The sequence below is a fragment of the Luteolibacter arcticus genome (genome assembly GCF_025950235.1).
GTDB lineage: Bacteria > Verrucomicrobiota > Verrucomicrobiia > Verrucomicrobiales > Akkermansiaceae > Haloferula > Haloferula arctica.
Genome location: NZ_JAPDDT010000008.1, coordinates 46503 through 72071 on the forward strand (window position 1 = coordinate 46503; position 25569 = coordinate 72071).

The following is a 25569-nucleotide window of genomic DNA, read 5'->3' on the forward strand; positions in this document are numbered from 1 at the left end:
AACATCCGCCATCTCCTCCCATGCTTCGCGTCACCGGTCTTTGCAAATCCTTCGGCGGGAAGCCGGCGTTGCACGATGTGTCGTTCGAGGTGAAGCGCGGTGAGATTCACGGATTGCTCGGCCACAATGGTGCGGGCAAGAGCACCACGCTGGGGATCATACTCGGCATGGTGGAGCCGGACAAAGGCGAGGCGCGCATTGGTGGCGTGTCGGTTCAGGAGGATCATGCCGGGGCGCTGAATCAGGTGGGCGCGATTTTCGAGAGTCCGGCCTTTTACGACTATCTCAGCGGCTGGGAGAATCTCCGCATCCTGGCCGGTTACTCGGGATGGTTTGATGAAAAGCTGGCGCGAGAGGTGGTCGAGCGGGTGGGGCTGACCAAGCGCATCCGCAGCAAGGTGGGCAGCTACTCGCATGGCATGCGGCAGCGGCTGGCGCTTGCCCAGGCGCTGTTGCCGGAGCCGCAGGTGCTCTTGTTAGACGAGCCGACCGACGGCCTCGATCCGGAAGGCATCAAGTGGTTCCGCGATTTCATCCTCGACCTGCGGAAGGACCGGGGGATGACCGTGCTTTTCAATTCCCACCTGCTCGCCGAGGTCGAGCAGATGTGCGACCGCGTGACCATCCTCCGGGAGGGTCGGCTGGTGCATGAGGGGTCGCTGGATGACCTGCGCGAGGAAGCCCCGGTCTATGAGGTGAACCTGGAGCCGTGGGATCAGGCGAAGGCTTTCCTCGAACTCAATGATGCGCAGGTGCTGGCTCCGGGGCGCATCGCTTTGCCGGCAGACGCCGATCCCGCATTGTTTGTCGCGGCGCTGGTCGGCTGTGGCATCCGCGTTGCCGCCTTCGCGCCGGTGCGAAGATCGCTGGAGGACCTGTATTTGGAAATCTCGACGAGCCACTCCGACGCATGAATTTCCTCCGCCAACTCCGCGGCGAACTCCGCAAGCTCTTCGGTCGGCCCCGGACATTCTTGGGCTATGGCGTTTTCATTGCTCTGGAGGCTCTGATCCTCATCGTTTACAAGTTCGGTCGCGGCCAGCAGTACATGCGGGATTTGATCGAACGGAACGGCTATTCGTTCGCGACCTATTTCAGCTCACTTTCGATTACCTTCATGATCATGGTGCTGAGCATGTTCTTGCTCGGCTCGATTTTCTTCGCGCTGGTCGCGGGTGATATTGTCGCGAAGGAGACCGAAGATGGGAACCTGCGGCTTGTGTTGTCACGCCCGGTCGGCCGCTTGCGCCTGCTGCTGGTGAAGTATGCGGCAATAATCATCTATACCTTCACGTTCGTCTTTTTCGTCGGGGTGACGGGCTACGGCATGGCGGTGGCGGCGATGGGCGCGGGTGGGGGGCTCTTCGTGATGGAGCCGACGATGAAGGTCTTTGCCGTCTATCCGACGTGGTCGGAGGGCGCCGGCCGCCTCGCTCTCGGAGCGACCGGAATCGCCGTCAGTATGATCACCCTTTCGTCGCTGGCTTTCATGTTCTCGTGTTTCAAGATCAAGCCGGCTGCGGCGACCATTGTAACGCTGGCATTGCTCTTCATGGACATGATCCTCCAGAAGTTCCCGTTCTTCCAGCCCTACGAGCAATGGTTCGTGACGTGGCGAATGAGCTGCTGGCTGTATTTGATGGATAACTACATCTCGTGGCCGAAGATCGCGGGGTCGTATGCGTTTCTCTTCGGCCTGAATGCCACCTTGTTCCTGATCGGCTACACCGCGTTCCGGCTGCGGGATTTCAAGACCTAGCCGGAAAAACACAGCGGGCGACCGGCGGGTCTCCCCGGGGGTCGCCGTCCCCGGGAGTCGCCGATCGCCCGCAGAGAGGGAGATCATTTTTTCGAACTGGTTCGTTGCCGAACGTGGACAGATTCGCACGCCGCCGCGGATTCCGGTATTCCCTGATCGCGTAGGTCGGGAACTTTGCTTTCCACCCGCCCGGTCCGGGCCAAAACTGGCCGCGATGCGGGACGATACGCGACGCTGGATCGAGGCCGACAAGGCGCACTGCTGGCACCCTTTCACGCCCCAACAGGCTTGGACTGACGGGGAGCCGTTGGTGCTGGTCCGTGGCGAAGGCGCGTGGCTGTGGGACTCGGAAGGCCGCAAGTATCTCGACGGAAACTCTTCCATCTGGACGAACATCCACGGGCACAATCACCCGGCGCTGAATGCCGCGATCACCCGCCAGCTCGGCGAAGTCGCGCACACCTCCTACCTCGGCTTTGCGAATCCCCGGGCGAGTGAACTGGCGGAGCGGCTGTGTGGTTTTTTCCCGGCCGGCACGCTGGAGCGCGTGTTCTTTTCCGACGACGGCTCCACCGCGATCGAGTGCGCGATGAAAATGGCGATCCAGTATCGCCAGCAGACTGGTGAGCCGGAGCGCACTGGCTTCATCGCCTTCGACCAGGCCTACCATGGAGATACCATGGGGGCGGCGTCGCTTGGTGGGGTGTCGCGCTTTCACGACCGCTTCCGTCGTCATGGGGTGCCGGTGACCTTTGTTTCGGGGATGGGGGCGCTGCGTCACTTGCCAGCAGAGGCGGTGAGATCTACCGCGGCCGTGGTGATCGAGCCCTTGATCCAAGGCGTGAATGAAATGCGCCCGTGGCCGGCCGGCATGCTACGCGAGCTGCGTGCCTGGTGCGATGCCCACGACGTTCACCTGATGTTGGACGAGGTGATGACCGGCTTCGGTCGCACGGGGAAAATGTTCGCCTGCCAGCACGAAGAGGTGATCCCGGATTTCCTGTGCCTCGCGAAAGGACTGACGGGTGGCTACATGCCGATGGCGGCGACGCTTGCGACGGCTGCGGTGTATGACGCCTTCCTCGGGGCTGATGATCGCGCGTTCTACTATGGTCATAGTTACACGGCGAATCCGCTGGGCTGCGCGGTGGCGTTGGCGAGCCTCGATGTGTTCGAGGAGGAGAGGGTCTTGGAGCGCTTGCGGCCGAAGATCGCCTTGATGGCGGAATTGTTAGATGAGCTGAGGACGACGACTCCAAGGGTTCGGGCTGTCCGTCAATGCGGCTTCGTGGCCGGGATCGAGGTGGATGGCGGTGGCGCGCAGGTTTGTTTGGCAGCCCGCGAGCAGGGCCTGCTTACGCGTCCGATCCGTGACACGATCGTGCTGATGCCGCCGCTTTGCACGACGGAGGACGAACTGCGGCTGGCCATTCGCGCGATCGCGATGGCGGCGGGCTAGGCTTTATCCGCGGATCGCGTAGACCTCGGCGGGCTCCACGTCCCAGACGAGGTGCTTGAGCGAGAGCTTCAGCAGGCCCCGCCCGTAACGGCTGCGCGTTGCCACGCCGGAAAGCAGGCGGGTGATCTGCGTGGTGAGATGGCGCTCCATCATCCGCGGCAAGGCGGCCTCCCCGTATTTTTCCGAGAGCTGGGCGCCCGCGGAATGCAGGGCATACATCCGGCCATCGTAGAAATACTCGATGATCTCGGCCCATGCCTCATGCCAGTCGAGCAGCTCGACGAACACCTTGTCGAAGGCCTTCGCGAGCTTCGCGGGCTGATCGAGGATGCCGGCTCCCTGTGAGAAAGCATGCTGGTCGATGAGGTCCGCCGAGTGCATCGCCATGAAAAGGCCGGGCGAGAGCATCGGGTCCACGAAGCCGAAGGCATCGCCGGTGGAGACCCAGCCGGGGCCGTGGCCGCGGTCGGAGATGAGCTGGTAATTCGTGTAGGTCATCACCGGGGTGACGCGGCGGCGTCCTTTGCCGGCGGGGGAGAGCAGAGGCTCGCTGTCGATGATCGATTCGAGCCGCTCCTCAGGCGTGCTGCCATGGCCTTGCAACGAGGCCTTGTCCACCACCACGCCGACCGAGAGGCGGCCGGGCAGGGGGATGCGCCAGCTCCAGCCGTGATTGAGCGTGGTGATGACGACCTGGCCCTCGCGCATGGCCTCGACGTCGAAATTCTCGAAATGGGCGAAGTAGGCGATGTCATTGCGGCTGCCCCGCTTGGCGCCGATGTCGAGGACCCGTGCGAAGGACCGCGCCCGGCCGGTGGAATCGACCAAGAGCTTCGGATGTTGGCCGCCGAGCTCAGGCACGGAGGCCAGGCATTCGGCGGTGAGCTGGATTTCCCGGCCATCGGTACCGCGTTCGAGCTGGGCCCGGCGTTTCACGAAGGTCACGCCGAGTTCTTCCGCGCGGGTGCGGAGGAGGTTGTCATACTCCGGCCGCGGGATGTTGTAGGCGTAGTTGGGCATCCCCTTGAGCGCCTTCTGTGGGAAAAAGAAGTCGAGCCGGCTGCTGTCGCGGGAGATGAAGCCGACGCCGGGCTTGAATTGCGCAAATTCCTTCACCCGGTCCTCAATGCCGAGCCGGCGCATGAGCTGGACCACCCTGGGCAGCAGGGATTCGCCGACCAGCAGCTCCGGGCGCTTGTCATCGTCGAATACCAGGGTGCGGATGCCCCTGAGTGCCAGCAGTGCGGCCAGAGTACAGCCAGCTGGTCCGCCGCCCACGACCGCCACTTCGATCTTTCCGTTCACGCGCTTTGCTTAGCCTTGATGCCGACGACGCGCAACGCCGTCTTTCCGCTTCACGCCCCCGGTTTTCCCGTCTTTCCTCCCGGCCATGCGTAACGCCCCATTGGGCTTTTTTGATTCCGGTGTCGGCGGTCTGACGGTCGTCCGCGCCGTCCAGCAACTTTTGCCGTCCGAGGACATCGTTTACCTCGGCGACACCGCCCGCGTCCCCTACGGCTCGAAAAGCCCGGAGACCATCCGCCAGTTCTCTCACGAGGACGTCCGCTTTCTGTTGGACCGCGGGGTGAAAATGGTGGTCGTGGCCTGCAATACCGCCACCGCCCATGCGCTGCCGTCGCTGATGGAGCGCTACCAGGTGCCGATCATCGGGGTGATCGAGCCCGGTGTGGAGGCGGTGCTGGCCGACCCCGGCGCGCAGCGGATCGGCATCATCGCGACCCGCGGCACGGTGCGTTCGCACGCCTACCAGCACGCGCTCGCCCTGCGGCGGACCGGGCTGATCATTCACGCCACGCCTGCCCCGCTGCTGGTGCCGCTGGTGGAGGAAGATTGGCTCGACCACCCGGCCACGCACGCCGCGCTGCACACCTACCTCGACCCCATGCTCGACCGCGGGATCGACACGCTGATGCTGGCCTGCACCCACTACCCGCTGCTGATTCCGGTGCTGAAGGCATTCCTGCCGGAGGGGGTGCGGCTGGTAGACTCCGCCACGACTTGCTCGGAGCTGGTGAAGTCCCGGCTGACCGAGCTGGACCTGGTTTCCGAGAAGACCGACCCGGGCAGTCTGCATATCCACCTGACCGACCTCTCGGACCAATTCGAGGATCTGTCGCGGCGCTTCCTCTCACGCTCGCCGGGGAGGATCCAGCGGGTGTCGCTGTAGCGCGACAATGCTTCATTCTGGGTTCGACGTCGCGCCTTCGATGTTCACTGTTTGTCCCCAATGACCGCCCCGGCCCTGCGTCGCCTGTTGGATGAAATCGGACCCGTCGATGCCGTCGGCGTCGAGGAGCGGGTGGCCAAGTACACCACCCGCTCGATCAAGAAGGGATCGAAGGTCTTCGGTCTGAAATTGGCGGTGTCGATGGTCGATCTAACGACGCTCGAGGGGAAGGACACGCCGGGCAAGGTCGCCTCGCTTTGCCAGAAGGCGCTCTTTCCCCACGAGGGAGAAATCCCGCGGGTGGCCGCGGTCTGCGTCTATCCGTCGATGGTGAAGCATGCGGCGAAGCATGTGAAAGGCAGCGGGGTGAAGATCGCGAGCGTGGCCACCGCGTTTCCTTCGGGACAGGCTCCCCTGAAAACGCGGCTTGCTGAGGTCCGGCAGGCGGTCGCGGACGGGGCTGATGAGATCGACATGGTCATCAACCGCGGTGCCTTTCTCGCAGGCGAGCTTTCGCTCGTGCAGGATGAGATCGCGCAGGTCGTCGAGGCCTGCGGCGAGGTGACGCTCAAGGTGATTCTTGAGACGAGCGAGTTGGAAACCTATGATCACATCCGCGCCGCGTCCTTCCTCGCGATGCGGGTTCTGCGGCGCGGGGATTTCATTAAGACGTCCACGGGCAAGACTTCCGCGAATGCCACGCTCGGCAATAACCAGGTGATGATCGAGTCGATCCGCGACTTCTATCTGGCGACCGGAACGGAGATTGCGATGAAGCCTGCTGGAGGCATTCGCACTGCCAAGCAGGCGTTGCAGTTCTTGGTCGCGGTGAAGGAGACGCTTGGCGATGCGTGGTTGAATAACGCGCGCTACCGCTTTGGTGCGTCATCGCTTTTGAATGACTTGCTGCGCCAGCTTGAGACGCAGCGCACTGGGGCTTACCAAGCGCCGTATACTTTTAGCGATGACTCTTCCGGTTATTAAATAGGTCTCCTAGGACTGATAAGACCCATGCCTGCCAAGAAAGCTCCCGCCCGCCCTCGCGAACTCCTGTTCGGCGATCTTTGGGAATTCGATCCTGCGCCCGAGTCGGCCGAGCCGTTCATCGACCCGCGCTATGGGTTGTTCATTGGCGGGAAGTTCGTCGCGCCGAAGTCGAAGAAATGGTTCGACTCGATCGCGCCGCGCAATGGTGCGAAGCTGAGCGAAATCGCGCTCGCGAATGCCGCTGATGTGGATGCCGCTTATGCCGCGGCGGCGAAGGCGTTTCCGGCATGGTCGAAGCTGCCGGGGAAAGAGCGTGGCAAGTATCTGTTCCGTATCGCCCGCCTGCTGCAGGATCGGGCGCGCGAATTCGCCGTGGCGGAAACGCTTGATGGCGGCAAGCCGATCAAGGAGTCGCGCGACTTTGATCTGCCAATGGCTGCGGCGCACTTCTTCTACCACGCTGGCTGGGCGGATAAGCTCGAGTTCGTCGCTCCCGGGCGGGCGCTCAAACCGCTCGGCGTGATCGGCCAGGTGATCCCGTGGAATTTCCCACTGCTGATGCTGGCGTGGAAGATCGCGCCGGCGCTTGCGACCGGAAACACCGTGGTCATCAAGCCGGCTGAGACCACTTCCATTACCGCGCTGAAGTTCGCCACCATTCTCCAACAAGCGGGCTTGCCGCCCGGGGTGGTGAACATCGTCACCGGAGCGGGTGAAACGGGGGCCGCCGTGGTGAATCATCCGGCCGCCGCGAAGATCGCATTCACCGGCTCCACGGAGGTCGGCAAGATCATCCAGCGCGCGCTCGCGGGCACCGGCAAGAGGCTGACGCTCGAACTTGGTGGCAAGGCGGCCAATATCGTCTTCGAAGACGCGCCGCTCGACCAAGCGGTGGAAGGAATCATCAACGGCATTTTCTTCAACCAAGGCCACGTCTGCTGCGCTGGCTCGCGTTTGCTGGTCCAGGAAAGTGTGGCCGACCTCGTGATCGGGAAGCTCAAGCGCCGGATGCAAGTGCTGCGAGTCGGCGATCCGCTCGACAAGAACACCGACATCGGCGCGATTAACTCCGCTGAACAGCTTGCGAAGATCAAGAGGCTCGCTGCCAGTGGAGTGAAAGATGGGGCGGAACTCCATCAGCCCGCGTGCAAGCTTCCGAACAAAGGCTTCTATTTCCCGCCCTCGCTGTTCACGAACGTGACCCAGAGTCATCGCATCGCGCGGGAAGAAATCTTTGGCCCGGTGCTTTCCATCCTCACTTTCCGCACGCCGGAGGAAGCGATCGAGAAAGCCAACAACACGCCCTACGGCCTCAGCGCCGGTGTCTGGACGGACAAGGGCAGCCGCATCCTGAAAATGGCGGTGGAGCTCAAGGCCGGCGTGGTCTGGGCGAATACCTACAACAAGTTCGACCCCAGCAGCCCATTCGGAGGCTACAAGCAGAGCGGCTTTGGTCGCGAGGGTGGCAAGCACGGGCTGCTGGACTACGCCAGCATCGAGGAGCTTCGCGGATAGGCCTCATACGACTCATTGGACCCATGGCTTTGAAAATCACCAAGACCCCAAAATGCTACGTCGGCGGCGCGTTCATTCGCTCCGAGTCGGGGGGCGTTTACGAGATGTGTAGCAGCAAGGGGGAGTTCTTCGCGAACATCCCGCGCTGCACGAGGAAGGACCTGCGCAATGCGGTCGAGGCCGCGGCGAAAGCTGGTGCTGGCTGGGCGAAGCGCACGCCTTACAATCGCGCCCAGATCCTCTATCGTCTCGCGGAGACGCTGGAGGCCCGCGCCGCCGAGATGGCAGAGGTCACCAGTGACAAGGAAGTCCGCGCGACCATTGACCGCATTGTCCACTTCGCGGGCTGGGCAGACAAGTATGAGCAGGTGCTCGGCAGCGTGAACCCGGTGGCCAGCCCGCATTTCAATTTCACCGTCACCGAGCCGATGGGTGTGATCGGTATCCTCGCGCCGGAGGAGGCCCCGCTGCTCGCGCTGATGACCTTGATCTTGCCAGCCATCACCAGCGGTAACAGCGTCGTCGCTCTTGCTTCGCATGGCTCGCCCTATCCCGCCATCCTGCTTGGCGAGATGCTCGCCACGAGCGACCTGCCGGGCGGAGTGGTCAACTTGCTGACCGGGGAACGCAAGGACATGCTGCCCACCTTCGCCACCCACGAGCATTTAAGGGCGGTCGCGGCGGTTGCCTCGAAGGAGGACGCCATCGCGTTGCAGCAAGGGGCAGCCGAGAGCGTCAAGCGCGTGAAGCTCCACGATCCGAAAACCGATTGGTATTCCGCCGCGCACGACAGCCCCTATGCCATCCGCGATTTCGTGGAAGCGAAGACCGTTTGGCACCCGGTTGGAGCATGATGCGGGTTGCTCCCCGGCGATGGCGTGACCATGTTCCCATCATGATAAAGCTCGTCCTGTTTCTCGCCGTCCTTTGTTTCTCCTCCACCGCCTTCGCCGGGCCGGATGAGCGGGTGGCGGAGATCCGCCAGTGGTACGATGCCGTCCAGAAGTTGAAGCCTTCGGCCGAACGGAAGATCGCCTTCGAGGCGAAGGATGATCCCTTGAGCGGCGACCTCGCCGTGAAGGATTTCGACGGTGGGTGGAAATCCATCGTCGTCTCCTATAGCGCCGGGGATCACGGGGAAATCGACGAGCATTACTACTTCAAGGACGGGAAGCTCTTCTTCGCTTACGTCGTCGCCACTCACTGGAGATTTCATCCGGACTCGACGGACGAGAACCCGAAGACCATCGATACCCGGAGCGAGGACCGCTACTACTATGACGGTGAAACATGCGTCCGCCGCCTGACGTGTAACGCGACCTCCGATGACGCGGAGAAGCTGCCAGCCATGGTTGCCAAGCTGGAACAAAAGAAGGTCGAGCCCGGCGATGAGGCGAAGACCCAGCGCGAGCGCGCCGTGAAACTTTTTGGCGCGAAGACGGCAGCCGAGGTATTGGCCGCCTACGAGTAAGTCCCCAGCACCTGGTGGACATTCTCGATCGCCATGCTGCCTTCGCCGACGGCGGCGCCGCAGCGCTTCACGGATCCGGAGCGGACATCACCCGCGGCAAAGATTCCCGGGCGGCTCGTTTCGAAAGGGTAGGGGGGGCGGTTCGCTTCCTTCCACGCTGGGGAATTCGCGACCGCGGCCCCGGTGAGGATGAACTCCTTGTCGTCCGTCAGGATCTCGGGCGGTAGCCAGTTGGTGCAGGGCTTGGCACCGATCATCGAGAATACCGCGGCGGCCTCAACTGTCCGCCACTCTCCCGTGAGCGTGTTCTCGATCTCGACGCTTTCGAGGCGGCTCTCCCCGGACATCTTGCGGATCTCGGTGCGGCGGAGGACTTCGATGTTGTCCTTCACCTCGACCCGGCTGGAGAGGTAGCTCGACATGCTCTTCGTGAGATCATCGCCGCGGATCACCAAGTAGACCTTTGCGGCAAACTCGGACAGGAACATCGCCGCCTGGCCGGCCGAGTTTCCAGCGCCCACGACGAACACCGTCGCGTCGCGGCAGAGCTTGGCTTCCATCGACGTGGCCGCGTAGAAGACGCCGAGGCCCTCGAAGCGTTCGAGGCCTTCGGCACCGATCTTGTTGTACTGGGCGCCGCTTGCGATAATCACGCACTTCGAGCGCAGGACGGTGTCGCAGCCTTCGAGCCGGATCGCCGTGCCATGCTCACCTTCTGGAAAGGACATCGAGAGCACGCGCGAGGGGGTCGAGAATTTCGCGCCGAAGCGGTAGGCCTGGAGCTGGGCTCGGAACGTCAGGTCGCCGCCGCTGATGCCGGTGGGGAAGCCGAAGAAATTCTCGATCAGCGAGGAAGATCCCGCCTGGCCTCCCGGTGCGAAGCTTTCCAGCACCACGGTGCTGAGTCCTTCGGACGCGGCATTCACAGCTGCCGCGAGACCCGCGGGGCCGGCACCCACGATCGCGAGGTCACAGTAGAGTTCCGCCTCTTCTCCGGCCGAAAGCGGACGGAGCAAGCCGGCGATCTTCGCGATTTCAAAGATGTTAGGCTTCCGCGAGATCGATCCATCTCCGGCAATCAGCGCAGGCAATTCATCGTCGCCGAGGCCCAGCCGCTCGCAGAGCCCGCGGCATTCATCCGTCGTCGAATCGATCAGCCGATGAGGGATGTGATTCTTGTCCAGGAAGTCATCGATCCGGCGCGCGCCTTGGCAGCCGGGGTGCGCGAGAATCCGCAGGCCGGTGAAGTCGCGATCCCTCTCCAGTCGCCGGCGACGCATCATGAAGGCCTGCACGATGGGCTCACCGATGCCGGGGAGATCTGCCAGCGCCTTCCGTAGCTTGTCCGCAGGAATCTCGAGGATCTCCGATTGCCCGGCTTTGCCACGCAGGGATGCGATGGCGGACGTGCCATTCAGCATCGAGATTTCCCCGACGAAATGCCCCGGGCTCGGGTTCGCGAGGATCTGTTCACACCCCTCGCGCGATTCGTAAACCTCAAGCTCGCCGCTCAGGACGACGATCATCGGGAAATCCCGCTGGCCTGCTTGGAAGATCATCTCGCCGGTCGCGATGATGCGGCGCTGGCCGAGGGGCTCCAGCAGCGAGAGCTGCCGGTCGTCCAGAGGCGGGAAGGCCGTGCGCTCCGTGTCGCGGTAGAATTGCTCGTCTTCTTCTTCGGGGGTCATCGGGCCGACCATAGCTGCATTTCGGATCAGGGAAACCCTGGACCGCGGGAAGGAAGGCCTTCCGCAATTCACGAGTTCTTCGGGCACGAGCTACCCGCTTGAGTAGTCGCGATATTCACGTCGTGCCGCAAGATTGCCAGGTGAGGGACGTTCCGGCCCATGTCACGTGCATGACACGATGGGCGGGGTGCAAATTCCTCGCGGTTCCGTGTTCAGCCGGGTTAAACGCAGCGCACTTCTTCATGATCCTTCCCAAGAGACTTTGGCCCACATCGTTGTCTGCCGCATTCTCCCTGCTGCTGCTGGCGGCAGCCACGTCGGGCGCTGCCACGCTTCCTCCGGGATTTGCGGAGACCAAGGTGGCGGAGGGACTCAATCCCACGACGATGTCCTTCGCTCCGGACGGGCGGCTATTTCTCTGTGAGAAGCACGGGCTGCTGCGGGTGACCGATGGCAACAAGCTGCTGCCGAAGCCGGTCCTGGACATCACTTCGAATGTGGACGCTTGGAACGAACGAGGGCTCTTGAGCGTTTGCTTCGATCCCGAATTCGCCCGCAACGGCTGGATCTACGTTTACTACACCCAGAACCGCGAACCGGAGAAAAAGGACCGGACCTCCAGCAACAACCGCGTCAGCCGCTTCACTCTCAAGGGCAATGTGGCAGACGTGAAAAGCGAGCTGGTGCTGCTGGAACTCACCAATCTTTCCAAGATCGGCTGGCACAATGGTGGCGGTCTTGCCTTCGGCAAGGACGGCAAGCTCTACGTCAGCACCGGTGAAAACTCCACCGACTCGAACGCGCAGACCGGCACCAACCTGCTGGGTAAACTGCTGCGGATTAACAAGGACGGCTCCATCCCCAACGACAATCCCAACTACAAGAAATTCGAGGGCGACAATCGTGCGATCGTCGCGCTCGGCTTGCGCAATCCCTTCAGCATCGCCGTTCAGCGGACGACCGGACTGCTCTACCTGAGCGAGGTCGGGGCCAACTACGAGCAGCTCGAGGCCTACGACAGCGGCGCCGGGCCAGCCGCTGTCAATTACGGCTGGCCGGGCATCGATGGCCCGCATCGCGACCCGCCGCCGTCGGCAGCTTTTCGCGCCCCGGCTTATTCTTACGACCATGGCCGCGGCGAGGGCCTTGCCTTGTGCTCGGGAGATTTTTACAACCCTGCCAAACCCGGTTCCGCGGCATTTCCACGGGAATATACCGGGAGGTTTTTCTTCAGCGACTACAAGGGCTGGATCAAGGCGATCGATCCCGCCAAGCCGGAGACCCGCTACGATTTCGCGAGCGGGATCAACCGCCCGATCGATGTCGAGACTGCCCCGGATGGCGCGCTCTGGTACATCGAACGCGCGGGAATTCCCGGCGGTTCGGACAAAGCCAACAGCGCCAGCACCGATGGTTCGCTGTGGCGCGTGTACTGGACGGGCGGTGGTCAACCGGCGAAGCTCGCGATGATTCAGCAACCGGCCAGTGCCAATGTCGGCGCTCCGATCGGCGTGGTGAAGGTCGCGCTCCAGGACTCCACCGGGAAGACGGTCGATACGGCCAACGACACCATCACCCTGACGCTCGACAGCAATCCCGCGGGGGGCGTGCTCGCCGGCGCGACCAAAATCGCAGCGGTGAAAGGCGTGGCCACCTTCCCGGCGCTCGCGATCGGCAAGCCCGGCCGCGGCTACACGCTTCGCGCCACCAGTGGCAGTCTGGCCGCCGCAAGCAGCAGCGCCTTCGATATCGAGAATCAACTCGCCGCGCCGGTCATCGTGCCGGCCACCGGCAGCTTCACCGGTCCGGTGTGGGTGCGGATTTCCAATCCCACTCCCGGGACGACGATCCGGTTCACCACCGATGGGAAAGCCCCTGGCGCCACCTCTCCGGCCTACACTGCGCCCTTCCAACTCACCGCTGGCACGACGATCAAGGCCATCGTGCAGCGGAACGGTTTGACCGACAGCTCCGTGACCAGCGCGAGCATCAAGATCGCCGGGAACAGACCGTATGGACTCGATCTCCGGCCGCCCGTCGGTGGAGTGAAGCTGCCCGCCACCGCCGATGAGGGGCTTCCGCCCACGCTTTCTGGCACGGGGATTTTCAGCGACAAGAACCTCACCCCCAAGGCCGGTTTCGTGCCCTACACCCTCAACAGTCCCGCCTGGGCAGACGGTGCTGAAACGCAGCGCTGGGTGATCCTGCCGGAGTCGGCGCAGATCGGCTTCGCCCCCACGGGCGAGTACTCTTGGCCGGGCGGGACGATCTTCGTCCAGCACTTCGAGATCGTCACGAACAAGGCGACGAACACCCGCCGCCGGCTTGAGACCCGCGTGCTGGTGTTGGACGCTGCCGGTAGCTTCGGCTACGGCGCGACCTATCGCTGGCGGCCGGATCACAGCGATGCGGATCTCGTGGACGCCGCCGGTCAGGAGGAAGTGCTGAAGATCACCGATTCCTCAGGCAGCACCCGCAACCAGACGTGGAGCTATCCCGGCAGCGGACTGTGTTTCATGTGCCACACTCCCAACGCCGGTTTCGTGCTTGGCCCCAAGACCCGCCAGCTCAATGGCGATCACGCCTATCCGGGCGGCCGCACCGACAACCAGCTCCGCACCTGGAATTACCTGCAGATGTTCTCCGCGGCCTTGGACGAAAGCGCGATCGCTGGCTACCCGCATACTTGCAAAATCGACGATCCCACCGCGTCGCTGGAGAAGCGGGTGCGTTCGTATCTCGATGCCAACTGCGCGAATTGCCACCGCCCGAACGGCACCGGCGCGCTCTGGGATGCGCGTTTCGACACGCCGATGGCCAGCCAAGGCCTCCTCAACGGCGAGGTGCGCAACACCTTCGGAATCGAGAGCGGGAAAGTCGTCGTTCCCGGCGACCCGGCCAAGTCGCTCCTTCACCGCCGGATGGGTGCCACGTCCCTTGCAGAACAGATGCCGCCCGTGACGCGCAACGTGGTGGATGCCGCGGCGCTCGATGTGCTTTCCGAGTGGATCCGCTCCCAGACTCCGGCCAAGGGCGAGGATGGCGGTGATCGTTAAGCGGCGGCTCCTGCATCGACGATCTAGGGGTGGATGGGCATGAGATTTGATGGAGGTCGGAGCCGGATTGGAGGGGGTGCCTGCCTTTTGGATCTCCCGTTCACCGAACGTAATGGCACTCAATCGTTAGAGCCTCTTGACTTCCCGGCCTGAACCGGGCAATTCCCGGCGCATGGCTAAGAAGCAAGCTGCTATCAAAGAACGGTATTCCAAGACTCAGATCCTCGACCAGATCGCCGCCGAAACCGGCCTCGCCCGGAAGCAAGTCGCGGCAGTCCTGGATGGCCTCGGTTCCATCATCGGCGGTCACTTGGACAAGCGCGGCGTGGGTGAGTTCGTGCTCCCCGGTCTCATGAAGATCTCCACGGTCAAGAAGCCGGCCGTGAAGGCACGGAAGGGCATCAATCCATTTACCAAGGAAGAGGTCATGTTCAAGGCAAAGCCTGCCTCGACCGCCGTCAAGGTCCGCCCGCTGAAGGCGCTCAAGGACATGGTGCTCTGATCCACGACGAGACGAGGCCAAGCCTGGTCTCCTCGCATCGACTCTTGTCGCCTCGTCCGCTACGGTGGACGAGGCGATCTGTTTTCATCTGCTACCGCTTCGGCGCGAACAGGCGAATCTCCTGGATCGTCGGGCCTTCGGTGGCCTCGAGGATTTGCAGGCGCACCTTGCGCGCTGTGACAGAAGGGAAGGCTGCTTCGAATGCCGCGCCCAACTCCGTGCCTGCATGCAGGGTCTTCCACACGCCGTTTTGTTCGGCTTGAAACTCGAACTTCTTCACCCGCTTGCCCTCGGCTTCATCGATCTCGATGCGAGCGAAGGTCAAGGGCTTGAGCAAGTCGATCACCAGCGAGCACTCACCGGTGCCGGCGGGTGTCGCCCACCGGGTCTCCTCTTTTCCATCGATGGCCATTGAGCCCGCGTAGCGAGGATTGTCCTGATACACCGCGGAGACGGTCGCCTTCATGGCGGGATCGATCAGGCTGGAATCCAGAGCAGGAATCGGATCCAGGTCGAGCGCGTTGCCCGCGATGGTCAGTTCGACGATGCTATCGATCGGATCCATCGAGTCCTTCGGGATCTCGAGCTTCAGGATGCCTTGCGATGTTTCATGTTGGATCGAGGGGCCATTGAGAAGACGCGCCGACTTGATGGCGACGGGAAGAGCGTTGAGTTCGAGCGTGCTTTCGGCGGGATCCAGCACGTGAATGAAGATCCTGTGGTCCTTGCGCGTGCTCACGGTTTTCTTGCCGACTTTCCAAGGGCCGCCGCGGGTGCCGTAGAGGCTTTCGCCATTTTTAGCCAGCCAGCTTCCCATCTCCCTGAGCCGATCCACTTGTCCCGGCTCGATGCGGCCGTCAGGCATGGGGCCGACGTTGAAGAGCAGGTTGCCATTGCCGCCGTTCGTCCGGATCAGCGTGTGGAGGCATTGCTGGAGCGACTTCATGGGGTCGTTCGGCCGCCACGCCCACTGGTTGCAAAGCGTCATGCAAGTCTCCCACGGCCGCGTCATGTCGAAGGCCCCGACCTTCTGCTCCGGGGTCGAATAGTCTCCCACGGGCGCGTGGGCGATATCGTCATGGCCTGCGAGTGAATAGGCCCGGCTATTGACCATCAGGTCCGGCTGCAGCTTGCGCAGCCCCGCCACCATCGGGATGCCAAAGGTGGAGTTGTAGGATTGGGGCACGTCGAACCACATCGTGAAGATCGGCCCGTAGTTTGTCAGGAGCTCGGCGGTCTGGGCGCGCAGGTAGGCATCGTAGGCCTTGAGGTCGGCCTTTGGCTTCGTCTGGCCGGGGGACGCATTGGGGAACAGCGGATGCCACCAGTCGCAGGTGGAGTAATAGACGCCGAAGTCGATCTGCTGCTTCCGGCACGCCTCGGCCAGTTCCTTGACCACGTCGCGCTTGAACGGCGTGTTCATGATGTTGTAGTCGGTCTGCCTGGTGTCCCACAGGCAAAAGCCGTCGTGATGCTTGGTGGTGAGCACCAGGTACTTCATGCCCGCCGCCTTCGCGACCGAGGCCCACTCATCGGCGTTGAAGAGCGTGGGGTCGAAGCGCTTGTAGAGGTTGTCGTATTCCTCGGCCGGGACCTGCGTGCCGCGGGACCAGCCAATCTCGGTGCCCTTGAGGCTGACCGGCCCCCAGTGGATGAACATGCCAAAGCGGTCATCCTGCCAGTGCTTTACAGCGGCTGGCGGGGCAGTGCCTTCGCCCGGCTGTTGTGCCTGCGAGACGAGGCTGGAAATCGCGAGGAGCAACGGAAGCGTGTGTTTCATGGGCAGAAGGCAAATCGGGCAGTGAGGTTGAACGCGGCGTCGAGAGAACGGCTTGCACCCCGCCTGCCGAAATTTTTCTAACAGGTTTCCCTGCAACGTGAAGTGTTGCCCGGACGGCTAAGGACTTGCCTTCTTGGAGGCGGGCCGGAAATCGCGGGGGGCTTTGCCTAACAACTTGTGGAAAACCAGGCGCATCTGTTCGCGGCTTTGGAAGCCGGAGCGCAAGACGATCTGTTTGATCGGCAGATTGGTGGACTTCAGCAGATGCAGGGCCCGTTCGGTGCAACAGGTCAGGATCTCGTCCAGCACCGTCTTCTCCATGGAAAGCTTGAAGCGGGTTTCCAGGGTCCGGCGGCTGCAGCCCACGTGCTGCACCACATCGGACACGCTCAGGCCGGTGTGGGTGTGATTCCAGATGAACTCGACGGCCCGGCTGACGACGTCCTTCGAGCGATGCTCCGGTATGGGCGATTCCGCATGACGGTCGATGATGAAGTGGGAAAGCAGACCAATCGCCTGCCACGCCAGTTCTTCGGAATTCCGGGTGGGGGCCCGGTGAGTGGTGAAGAGCATCCGCTCGAACTGCTGGATGAACAATTCCCGGAACTCGATGAGGGGCTTGTTGCCGTTCATGGCGAACGCGTCCTCGTTCATCCACCGGTGCGGAAGATCCCCGTTGAAGCCAAGCCAGCAGAGGGTCCAACCCTCGGCCTTGGCGGGGCGGTGGCGGTGCCACTCGCCCGGCCTGAATAGGAAGGCCTCGCCGCTGTGGAGGGTTTGGCGGCCTTTCTTCGTCTCCAGATTTCCAGAGCCCTCCATGCACAGGGCCAGACAGAACTCGGGAAGGGTGCGTCCCTCCTCCCAGGAGAAGAAATACACCGCGGGTTTCAGCTCCGGGTAAACCTGTCCTGGCCCAATGTGCTCGATGCCGACGTTGGTCACGTACAAGGGCGCGTGAAAGGCCCGCTGCGGCACCGGAAGCACATGGCAGAAGCTCTCGGGATTGCGCATTCGTTGGCATTATTGCGGGGTTCGGTCCTTCCACAAGGATAAACCATGCGCTTTCGAAGGCTGAAAACATCTATGGGATCAGGCTGTCGAGAGCTAGTCTTCAGGAAGTTGTAGTCCATGAGATCGCCGTTTTGCGGCGAATGACCGCATGCCCCTTCCCATCGCTTGGGCTTCCCCGAAAACCTCGTTTCCCGGCTTATGAAAAACCTCCGTCTTCACTTGCTCTCCCTGTTCGCCCCGTTGGCGCTATCGCCCTTCGTTACGGCGGCTCCTGTCAACTGGTCGGCCCAAGCGGTCGGCCACGCCGATCTCGCCCAACCCGCGGATGTGACCGGCGTTTCCACGGCCGGTACCTTGGTCGCCGCGGTCGATGTGGGCGGCACCGGTGCCACCGTGAACGGCGTCCCGTTTGCCGCCGGCAACGGCAACATCAGCCTGAGTACCTGCAATTGGAGTGTGCCCAGCGTCACCTGGGGAAATAACTTCGGGGGCTACTACAGCACCAGCGGAGCCGCGCCGGTGCACAGTGACAACACGTGGTTGAGCACCGGCAAGTATGGCAACGGCACCAGCAATGTGGGGACGCTCAACCTGTTCAATCTGACGGTGGGTCATAGCTACGCGGTCCAGCTTTTCCTCGCGGATCTCCGCACGGCCCAAGATGGCTTCAAGGTCATCGTGGACGGGGGCAGCCCGAACCAATTCGCCTTCAGCCCCGGCGGCGGGCCTTGGGGCTACCTTATGCTAACCGGCACGTTCATCGCGGACGCCCCCACCCAGGCGATCACGATGCGCAACACGAATCCAAGCGGCGGCGCGTTCAACACCCAGCTCAATGCCTTCCAGTACCGGGATCTGGGCGTGGGCGAAGTGGCGCTCCCGCCCACCTTCAATCCCGTCGCGGGAACCTATGTCGGGGCACAGACCGTGACGATCAGCTGCGCCTCCGAGGGGGCTACGATTCACTACACCACCGACGGCAGCGCTCCGACGATTGCCTCGCCTTCCGGGACCAGCCCCGTGGCGGTCAACGTCCCGGCCGGCACGACCATGACGATCCAAGCGATCGGCCATGTGGACGGTTGGGCCGACAGCTCGGCGAGCAGCGCTTCCTATACTACGCTCGCGACTTCTTCCGGAGTCTGGACGCAAGCGACGGGCGGCTCCTGGGGTGCCACGGGCAACTGGCAGGGCGGCACGATTCCTTTCGGCGGCACCGCCGATTTCAGCACGCTGGCACTCCCGGCCGACGCGACTGTCACTTTGGACGGAGCCCGCACCATCGGTCACCTGGTCTTCGGCGACACGGGATCAAGCCACGACTGGCAAGTGACCAGCGGCTCGGGTGGCGCGCTCACGCTTGACACGGGTAGCGTCACTTCTTCGGTGGCCGTCAACAACGGCACCACGACCATCGATACCGTCGTCGCGGGAACGCACGGCTTGGCCAAGTCCGGCAACGGCAACTTGGAACTCACCGGACCCAACACTTTCACAGGCGCGAGCAGCGTGGAGGCTGGCACCCTGACGGTCACCAACCTGGCCAGCCACCGGAGCTCGGTGGACATTGCCAGCGGCGCGGCCTTTGTCGCCGAGGTTGCCTCGGAGGTGCTAGCCCCGAACTCGTTCAACATCACCGGCACCGGCACCTTGGTCAAAACCGGTGCGGGCACCTGGATGCTCGGCAATGCGGGCAGGGTGGGAATCGCGATGGGCGCAGGCGGCTTGATCGATGTCCAGGAAGGCGTCGTTAGCACCGGCAGCCACCAGAACAGTTGGACGGGCAACCTGGCATCCATGAATCTCGCCAGCGGGGCAACCATCGACCTGCCTGCCGAGAATATCTGGGTGGACGCCTTGACCGGCAGCGGTTCGATCATCAACAGCTATGCGCCCAGCGGCGGACGAACCGTCAACGTCGGCGTGGCCGATGGCTCCGGCACCTTCAGTGGAACCATTGCTTCAGGCGGTCTGCTGGCGCTCACCAAGGCTGGCACCGGCACGCAGATTTTCACGGGGACCCATACCTACACCGGCACCACCACGATCAACGGCGGCACCTTGCAGATTGGCAACGGCGGCACCACCGGATCGCTTGCCACTGGCAGCGGGATCGTTACCAATGGCACGCTCGCTTTCAACCGCTCCGACGCCATCAGCCAGGGCACGCATTTCAGCGGAGGGAACATCGGCGGTACCGGGGGCCTCACCCAGATGGGGCCCGGCAAGCTGACGCTCACCGCCAACAACTCCTATGCCGGCACCACCGCCGTCACCGGCGGCGAGCTCGCCATTGGTCTCGCACCCGGCACCAAGTGGGACGTCCAGCACCTCGACCTCGCCGCTGGAACCACGCTCTCGCTGGATAATTTCGACAGCGAAAGTGGCAACGCGGCGGTGGATGCCATCCAAACCCTGACCACCGCGGGAACAGTGACCCTCAAGGTCAGTGGCAACTTCACGGTCGGGACCTTCCCGCTGATTTGGTACCAGACTGGGACCGAGATTGGCGGAGCGGGCTACGCGGCCTTCGCCCTTGCCCCCTTGCCCAGCGGTGTCACCGGGCATCTGGCCCATGATGCGGAATCGTCCACGGTGACCTTGGTCGTGGAGCAGGTGGTCGTGAGTCCCTTCCAATCCTGGATTTCCACCAGCTACCCATCTCTCAGCGGTGACGATGCCTTGCCGGGTGCCGATCCGGATGACGATGGCATGAGCAATCTCGACGAATTCGCCTTCATGGGAGATCCGACCAGCGGCAGTGATCGTGGTCCGGCCAAGGGCTTGGCAATCGACACCAACTCCAACGGCAGCAAGGAACTCAACTACACCGTGGCGGTGCGATCCGGCGCGGCGTTCACCGGTAGCCCGTCGCTTACCGCGACCGTGGATGGCGTGACCTACACGATCCAGGGCAGCACCAATCTGACCGCTTTTACCGCTGCGGTGAATGAGGTCGTGCCGGCCCTCACACCGGCCCAGACCGGCCTGCCTGACATCACGGAAGGTGGCTGGGAGTACCGCACCTTCAAGCTGACCGGCTCCGAAGGCTTGGTCGGCAAGGGCTTCCTGCGCGCCCAAGCCGAAGCCCCCTGATGCCACGTAACTTCTCATTGCCTCCTCAACGCAGACTGAAATTGAAAATGAATCTTCGTCCGTTTGCCGACACCGTGAAACGAAACTCGCTCACGCTTGGCGCGCTGATGGCCCTTTCCATGGGCTGCCCTCTCCATGCCGCCGCCATCGTGTGGGACACACCCGTCACCATTTCAGGGAGCGATGACGTCAGCACGAATGGGACCCAGGTCTTTGGCCGGAACATCGCCGTGGCCTATCCGGGAGCCACCGCCATGGTCAACGGGGCAAACTTCGGCTATAACAATTCCAACTGGGCCATCACGTTTGCGGATACTGCGACCAGTACTGCCGCAGGTTTCGCCCCGATCACGGTGGGTGGGCCGGATGGCTCCAACTACGCGGCCATTCTCAACAATTCCCGCTTCGGCTCCGGTGCCGCAGCCATCACGTTCACCTTGGGCAACCTGACATTGGGGCAGCAGTATGAGCTCCAGTTCTGGGTGAACGATTACCGGGGTTTTCCCAATGACCGTACGGAAACCATCAGCGCCACCGGGGGTGGGAACACCAACGTCAATACTCCCACCTTGTCCTTCCTGGATTCCAACGGTCCAGTTCACGGGCAATGGGTGATTGGTGTTTGGACCGCCGACACGACGAGCCTCACCTTTTCCGTGCAAGGTAACGAAACGTCCCAATACAACGCCCTGCAAGTCCGGGCGATTCCCGAGGCCGGAGCTGCTGTCCTTGGCGCGTTCGGCGTGCTCGCCTTGCTACGCCGCCGCCGGATCTGAGCCGGCTTTGATTCGTATCCATAACCCATCCGGGCGCGGCAAGCCCGTGCCCGTCGCCACCTTTTTTTCATGCGACTCCTGATCCCATCTGCGTGTCTTCTGCTCCTGAGCGCCCTCTGTCCCGGCGCATCGATCAACTGGAACGCGCCTGCCACCATCGCGTCCGACGCGGACGTTTCGGTGAACGGTAGCCCCGTCTTCGCTTACGGTTGGAATGGCAGCAGCCAGACCGTGAACGGGGTTGCCTTCACGGCCGTGGGAAGCGGGGTCACGCCGGTCTGGAGCAGCGGCGCTTCCTTCGGCACCTTTGTTTCGAGCGCGGGAGCCACCTTGCCCGCCGGAGGACTGAGTACCGCTTACAAGTCGATCCTGGATGGCGGACGCTACGCCGCCACGGGGGTGCCCTGCACGGTGACGCTCAACAACCTGGTGAGCGGCCGGAACTACGAGGTCCAACTCTGGGTGGTGGACTCCAGAACCTATGGTCCGGCTCGCAGCGAAACCGTGAGCAGCGGGGGAAACACCGTGACGCTGAACTACAGCAACGCCGCCGCCAACGTGGCGGGAGGCGTGGGGCAGTTCACCATCGGCACCTTCACCGCGAACGCTGCCACGCAAACGATCACCCTCACCGGCAATGCATCCACCCAGATCAATGCCATCCAGCTCCGCGATCTGACGCCGTCGCCGCCGGCCATTACGGCGGCACCCCAGTCCCAATCGATCGCGTTGGGAGACACGGTAAGCCTGGCGGTGAGTGTCTCTGGAAGCGGGCTGCTGAGCTACCAGTGGTTTCACGATGACGAGCCCGTGGATGGTGCGACCGCGGCAACGCTGGTTCTAACAAATGTCACCGCCACCCATGCTGGCGACTACACCGTGACGGTGACCAACCCGTTGGACAGCGTGACCAGCGAGGCCGCGCGAATCACGGTCGTCGATCCAATCGATCCCGCGGTGGCGCTGGACCTCTACAATCCGATCTGGAACACGCCCAGCGGCAATGACCGCGGGGCGATGCCGATCGGCAATGGCGAGGTTGGCCTGATGCTGTGGGTGGAGGCTAATGGCGACCTCCAGTTCTACCTTTCCCGCTCTGACAGCCGCACCGAATTGGACCGTCTGGTGAAGCTTGGAAAAGTCCGCCTCAATCTCTCGCCCAATCCCTTCGCCTCCGGCCAGCCATTCCGCCAGGAGCTCCGGTTGCGCGATGGCCTCGTCGAGATCAGCGCGGGTCCGGAGGCGAGCCGTGTGACGCTGCAGGTCTTCGTGGATTCCGGGAGCGATACCGTTCATGTGAAGGGAAGCTCCGCCGCGCCGGTCACCGTGCGTGCCAGCTACGAGACGTGGCGTACCCAGGACTACACCGGCAATTCCGGCTCCTCGCCCCTTGCCGGATCCGGCTTCCCGAATCTCTACGAGTCCGCCGACGTGGTGGATGTCAGCGGTAGTAACCACCTCGCCTTCTACCATCGCAATGCCTGGTCCTGCGTGGCGCAACTCGCGCAAGTCCAGTTCATGACTCCCTACCTCGCGGACATTCCCGATCCGCTTTCCAACCTCACCTTCGGTGGGCGCATGGATCTCACCGGGGCGACGGTGAATGGCGGCAGCTCCCTGCTCACCACTGCGCCGGTAAGCAGCTTCGATCTTGCCATCACCACCCACGCCGCACAGTCCGCCAGCGCGGCCGCATGGCTCGGCGAGGTGGCAGCGATCAAGAACGCAGCTCCAAGCGCGACGGCGGCCCTGCAGCGCACCGAGCAATGGTGGCACGACTACTGGAACCGCAGTTGGCTTTTCACCACCGGCGACGGTCCGCCGGATGCGCAGCCGATGGGATGGAACAACCTGCCCCTCCGTCTCGGTGCCGATTCCAATGGCGGCAGCCCTTTCTCCGGAGCGATGGCGCGCGCCAGTTTCTATCAGCGCGTGTTGACTCCCGCCGAGATCACCGCGCTGGCCACCGGTGCCCCGGATTCCGATGTCACGGTGATCAACGGGCTGTCGGCAAGTTGGTTGCTGGGCACCACCAGCGGTGGCGTTTGCCAAGGGAGACTCGGCACCGGGCTGGACCTCACGACAACCGGGACCATCAATCCCGTTCCGGGTGGCGCGGTCAGCCATGCCCGCTTTGACGGCGGACATTTTCAAGCCCCCGATGATGATCGATTCGAGCCCGCCGCCGGTGCGACCATGGAAGCGTGGGTCTATCTGGATGCAGGCGAGCCGAACACGGGCCGGCTCTTTGACAAGGTCACCGCCAACTCGCAGAACGGTTACCTTCTCGACCTGTATCCAGGGCGGGCGCTGCGGTTCTACAACGGATTCGATCTGGTGAACACCGGGGGGAACGCGATTGCGACCGGCACCTGGGTCCATGTGGTCACGACCTACGACAACGTCACCAAGGCGCGCGCGCAATACGTCAACGGCAGCCTGGTGGCGCAAGTGGACGGCTCGACGCCGGGCTCCGGTGAAGGGACCCCGTCGGTCGTCACCCGCGGCTACGTCTTGACCAAGTGGATGAGCGCCTGCGGTGCGCGCGGTAACTTTCCGATCATGTTCAATGGCTCGCTGTGGACGGTGAATCCCAACACCAGCCCGATCACGATTTCCAACAATCCCGACTTCCGCAACTGGGACCACACGTATTTCTATCAGAACACCCGGCTCAACTACCTGTCCATGCCTGCCCGCGGCGAGCTGGATTTCATGCAGCCCTTCTTCGACTACTATGATCGCTTCCAAGCTCTCAACCGCGGTCGTGCCCAGGCATGGCACGGGGCGGCGACGGAAGGGCAGTTCAACAACGAGATGACGACCTCCTTCGGTCTCACTCCCGGCGGAATCTATGGCTACAACCGCAGCGGGGTGCCCAATTGGTGGACCTCCAACCGCTACGGTGGGGCACTCACCATTTCGCCCGGGCTGGAGCTGCTGGCGATGATGCTGGATGCCTACGACCACTCGGGTGACACCGCCTTCCTGCAAGCCAAGATCCTGCCGTATGCCGCGGACCTCTTCCGCTTCATCGAAACCCGCTATCCCGCACGGATCGCGGGCAAGGTCAGCATGAACCCGATCCAGTCGCTGGAAAGCTTCCAGGACACCACCAATTCGATGCCGGTGGTGGCCGGCATGACGGCGGTGCTGGATCGAATCCTGGCGCTGCCGGAAGGCCTTCTCACCCCACAGCAGGCCGTTGCCTTCGCCGCTTCGAAGGCCATCACTCCGCCGCTGCCGCTGCGGACTTTCAATGACAAAACGATTTTCGCTCCGGCTCAAGCCTTCAGCAATTCCCGCACGAACGTCGAGGAGCCCGAACACTATGCGACCTACCCGTTCCGCCTCACCGGAATCGGTGTGCCAACCAACCGGCTGATCGCCAACGACACCTTCGAGCAGATCAGCCTCGGCTATGGTCTCTACAAGCCGTTTGTCATCGGTGGCCCCCTCTATTCGCACAGCTTCTCCGGCTGGCAGACGACGCCGCTGGTCGCGAGCGTGTTGGGGCGGACCGACGACGCCAAGTACGCGCTGACCAGCAACGCCCGTCTTTTCAGCAGCGGCTACCGCCTGCCCGCGATGTGGGGCCAGATCTACGACTCGGTGCCTGATGGCGACCACGGGGCCAACGTCCTGAACACCGCGCAGTTCATGGCCTTCCAGACGATGGGCGAAAAGATCTTCCTGCTGCCCGCGTGGCCCACGGACTGGGATGTCTCCTTCAAGTTCCACGCGCCGAGGGCCACGGTCGTTTCCGGTCGCTTCCGCAATGGCACGCTCGACCAACTCGAGGTCACCCCCCCCTCCCGCGCCAACGACCTGGTCCTGATGTCCGACGTGCCAGTCCATCTTTCCGGCAGCGCCACGGTGTCTGCCTATGACGCGCAGCGCTTGGAAGAGTTCTCGGGTGAGGACCTCGCCGACCCCGCGGCCTGGGCTGCCGATGCCGACCCCGATGGCGACGGCTTGGTCAATCTGATCGAATACGCGCTTGGACTGGACTCGCTCGTTGGCAATCCGAGTCCGGTCGAGTTCGACTTGGCAACCGTGGGTGAGGAAACCTACCTCCGGCTTACAGTCCATCGCGACCCGACTGCCTCCGGCGTTTCGATCAAGGGTGAGGCCACCGCAACTTTGGAGAACGCAGGGTCGTGGTCTTCAAGCGGGCTGGTGGTGGAGATCGATACGCCCACGGAATTCCGGGTTCGCGATAGCGTGCCCGCGAGTGCCGGCAACCGGCGCTTCATGCGCCTGCGCTTTAGCCAGCCTTAG

General features: G+C 63.0%; 17 protein-coding genes. 13 read left to right on the top strand and 4 right to left on the bottom strand.

Annotated elements, in window-relative coordinates:
• The first annotated feature begins 20 nt into the window (after positions 1 to 20).
• From OKA05_RS17770 to bioA, 3 genes are all read left to right on the top strand, one after another.
• Positions 21 to 914, top strand: a complete 894-nt coding sequence (locus tag OKA05_RS17770) for an ABC transporter ATP-binding protein (RefSeq protein WP_264488525.1) — start codon at positions 21 to 23, stop codon at positions 912 to 914.
• On the top strand, positions 911 to 1759 hold the full coding sequence (locus OKA05_RS17775; RefSeq protein ID WP_264488526.1) for an ABC transporter permease: 849 nt from the start codon (positions 911 to 913) through the stop codon (positions 1757 to 1759). Before OKA05_RS17770 ends, OKA05_RS17775 begins: the two co-directional genes overlap by 4 nt.
• Before the next feature lie 214 nt (positions 1760 to 1973).
• Positions 1974 to 3218 (top strand): adenosylmethionine--8-amino-7-oxononanoate transaminase, encoded by a 1245-nt coding sequence (gene bioA / locus OKA05_RS17780; protein WP_264488527.1) that lies wholly within the window; start codon positions 1974 to 1976, stop codon positions 3216 to 3218.
• 3 nt (positions 3219 to 3221) lie between these two features.
• On the opposite strand, the gene OKA05_RS17785 is transcribed toward bioA, so the two are convergent.
• Positions 3222 to 4523: an NAD(P)/FAD-dependent oxidoreductase gene (locus OKA05_RS17785; protein ID WP_264488528.1), complete on the bottom strand. Its 1302-nt coding sequence runs from the start codon at positions 4521 to 4523 to the stop codon at positions 3222 to 3224.
• Positions 4524 to 4608: 85 nt separating this feature from the next.
• Between OKA05_RS17785 and murI the strand changes: the two genes are divergently transcribed.
• Genes murI through OKA05_RS17810 form a run of 5 tightly spaced genes read left to right on the top strand, consistent with a single transcriptional unit; the run spans position 4609 to position 9379 of the window.
• Entirely contained in the window at positions 4609 to 5406 is a 798-nt protein-coding gene (murI, locus tag OKA05_RS17790; RefSeq protein ID WP_264488529.1) for a glutamate racemase, read from the top strand.
• 60 nt (positions 5407 to 5466) lie between these two features.
• Entirely contained in the window at positions 5467 to 6390 is a 924-nt protein-coding gene (deoC, locus tag OKA05_RS17795; RefSeq protein WP_264488530.1) for a deoxyribose-phosphate aldolase, read from the top strand.
• 27 nt (positions 6391 to 6417) lie between these two features.
• On the top strand, positions 6418 to 7908 hold the full coding sequence (locus OKA05_RS17800; RefSeq protein ID WP_264488531.1) for an aldehyde dehydrogenase family protein: 1491 nt from the start codon (positions 6418 to 6420) through the stop codon (positions 7906 to 7908).
• Between the two features lie 23 nt (positions 7909 to 7931).
• Positions 7932 to 8762: an aldehyde dehydrogenase family protein gene (locus OKA05_RS17805; protein ID WP_264488532.1), complete on the top strand. Its 831-nt coding sequence runs from the start codon at positions 7932 to 7934 to the stop codon at positions 8760 to 8762.
• Between the two features lie 41 nt (positions 8763 to 8803).
• Positions 8804 to 9379, top strand: a complete 576-nt coding sequence (locus OKA05_RS17810) for a hypothetical protein (protein WP_264488533.1) — start codon at positions 8804 to 8806, stop codon at positions 9377 to 9379.
• Here the strand turns inward: OKA05_RS17810 and OKA05_RS17815 are convergent.
• On the bottom strand, positions 9370 to 11067 hold the full coding sequence (locus tag OKA05_RS17815) for an FAD-dependent oxidoreductase (RefSeq protein WP_264488534.1): 1698 nt from the start codon (positions 11065 to 11067) through the stop codon (positions 9370 to 9372). The genes OKA05_RS17810 and OKA05_RS17815 overlap by 10 nt on opposite strands.
• 275 nt (positions 11068 to 11342) lie before the next feature.
• Between OKA05_RS17815 and OKA05_RS17820 the strand changes: the two genes are divergently transcribed.
• Both OKA05_RS17820 and OKA05_RS17825 read left to right on the top strand, forming a co-directional pair.
• Positions 11343 to 14123 carry a PQQ-dependent sugar dehydrogenase gene (locus OKA05_RS17820; RefSeq protein ID WP_264488535.1) on the top strand — a complete coding sequence of 927 codons (2781 nt, stop codon included), beginning with the start codon at positions 11343 to 11345 and terminating at the stop codon, positions 14121 to 14123.
• Positions 14124 to 14295: 172 nt separating this feature from the next.
• Positions 14296 to 14625 (top strand): HU family DNA-binding protein, encoded by a 330-nt coding sequence (locus OKA05_RS17825; protein ID WP_264488536.1) that lies wholly within the window; start codon positions 14296 to 14298, stop codon positions 14623 to 14625.
• Positions 14626 to 14716: 91 nt separating this feature from the next.
• Here the strand turns inward: OKA05_RS17825 and OKA05_RS17830 are convergent, their stop codons facing one another.
• Together OKA05_RS17830 and OKA05_RS17835 are read right to left on the bottom strand one after the other, a co-directional pair.
• Entirely contained in the window at positions 14717 to 16405 is a 1689-nt protein-coding gene (locus OKA05_RS17830; RefSeq protein WP_264488537.1) for an alpha-L-fucosidase, read from the bottom strand.
• 117 nt (positions 16406 to 16522) lie between these two features.
• The gene (locus OKA05_RS17835; protein ID WP_264488538.1) at positions 16523 to 17416 is read right to left on the bottom strand and encodes a helix-turn-helix domain-containing protein; all 894 of its coding nucleotides are present in this window, start codon (positions 17414 to 17416) and stop codon (positions 16523 to 16525) included.
• Positions 17417 to 17614: 198 nt separating this feature from the next.
• On the opposite strand from OKA05_RS17835, the gene OKA05_RS17840 reads away from it, so the two are divergent.
• The 3 genes from OKA05_RS17840 to OKA05_RS17850 all read left to right on the top strand — a co-directional run bounded on the left by OKA05_RS17840 (position 17615) and on the right by OKA05_RS17850 (position 25569).
• A complete protein-coding gene (locus OKA05_RS17840; RefSeq protein WP_264488539.1) occupies positions 17615 to 20512 on the top strand; it encodes an autotransporter-associated beta strand repeat-containing protein in 2898 nt (965 codons plus the stop codon).
• Between the two features lie 74 nt (positions 20513 to 20586).
• Positions 20587 to 21288, top strand: a complete 702-nt coding sequence (locus OKA05_RS17845; RefSeq protein WP_264488540.1) for a hypothetical protein — start codon at positions 20587 to 20589, stop codon at positions 21286 to 21288.
• A gap of 69 nt (positions 21289 to 21357) precedes the next feature.
• Entirely contained in the window at positions 21358 to 25569 is a 4212-nt protein-coding gene (locus OKA05_RS17850; protein ID WP_264488541.1) for a DUF5703 domain-containing protein, read from the top strand.

What these genes read in the sequence shown, in the direction of transcription:
- OKA05_RS17840 (WP_264488539.1), top strand. Translation starts at nt 17,615, where the DNA reads ATGAAAAACCTCCGTCTTCACTTGCTCTCCCTGTTCGCCCCGTTGGCG.
- OKA05_RS17775 (WP_264488526.1), top strand. Translation starts at nt 911, where the DNA reads ATGAATTTCCTCCGCCAACTCCGCGGCGAACTCCGCAAGCTCTTCGGT.
- OKA05_RS17805 (WP_264488532.1), top strand. Translation starts at nt 7,932, where the DNA reads ATGGCTTTGAAAATCACCAAGACCCCAAAATGCTACGTCGGCGGCGCG.
- murI (WP_264488529.1), top strand. Translation starts at nt 4,609, where the DNA reads ATGCGTAACGCCCCATTGGGCTTTTTTGATTCCGGTGTCGGCGGTCTG.
- OKA05_RS17770 (WP_264488525.1), top strand. Translation starts at nt 21, where the DNA reads ATGCTTCGCGTCACCGGTCTTTGCAAATCCTTCGGCGGGAAGCCGGCG.
- OKA05_RS17830 (WP_264488537.1), bottom strand. Translation starts at nt 16,405, where the DNA reads ATGAAACACACGCTTCCGTTGCTCCTCGCGATTTCCAGCCTCGTCTCG.
- deoC (WP_264488530.1), top strand. Translation starts at nt 5,467, where the DNA reads ATGACCGCCCCGGCCCTGCGTCGCCTGTTGGATGAAATCGGACCCGTC.
- bioA (WP_264488527.1), top strand. Translation starts at nt 1,974, where the DNA reads ATGCGGGACGATACGCGACGCTGGATCGAGGCCGACAAGGCGCACTGC.
- OKA05_RS17800 (WP_264488531.1), top strand. Translation starts at nt 6,418, where the DNA reads ATGCCTGCCAAGAAAGCTCCCGCCCGCCCTCGCGAACTCCTGTTCGGC.
- OKA05_RS17810 (WP_264488533.1), top strand. Translation starts at nt 8,804, where the DNA reads ATGATAAAGCTCGTCCTGTTTCTCGCCGTCCTTTGTTTCTCCTCCACC.
- OKA05_RS17815 (WP_264488534.1), bottom strand. Translation starts at nt 11,067, where the DNA reads ATGACCCCCGAAGAAGAAGACGAGCAATTCTACCGCGACACGGAGCGC.
- OKA05_RS17825 (WP_264488536.1), top strand. Translation starts at nt 14,296, where the DNA reads ATGGCTAAGAAGCAAGCTGCTATCAAAGAACGGTATTCCAAGACTCAG.
- OKA05_RS17850 (WP_264488541.1), top strand. Translation starts at nt 21,358, where the DNA reads ATGCGACTCCTGATCCCATCTGCGTGTCTTCTGCTCCTGAGCGCCCTC.
- OKA05_RS17835 (WP_264488538.1), bottom strand. Translation starts at nt 17,416, where the DNA reads ATGCGCAATCCCGAGAGCTTCTGCCATGTGCTTCCGGTGCCGCAGCGG.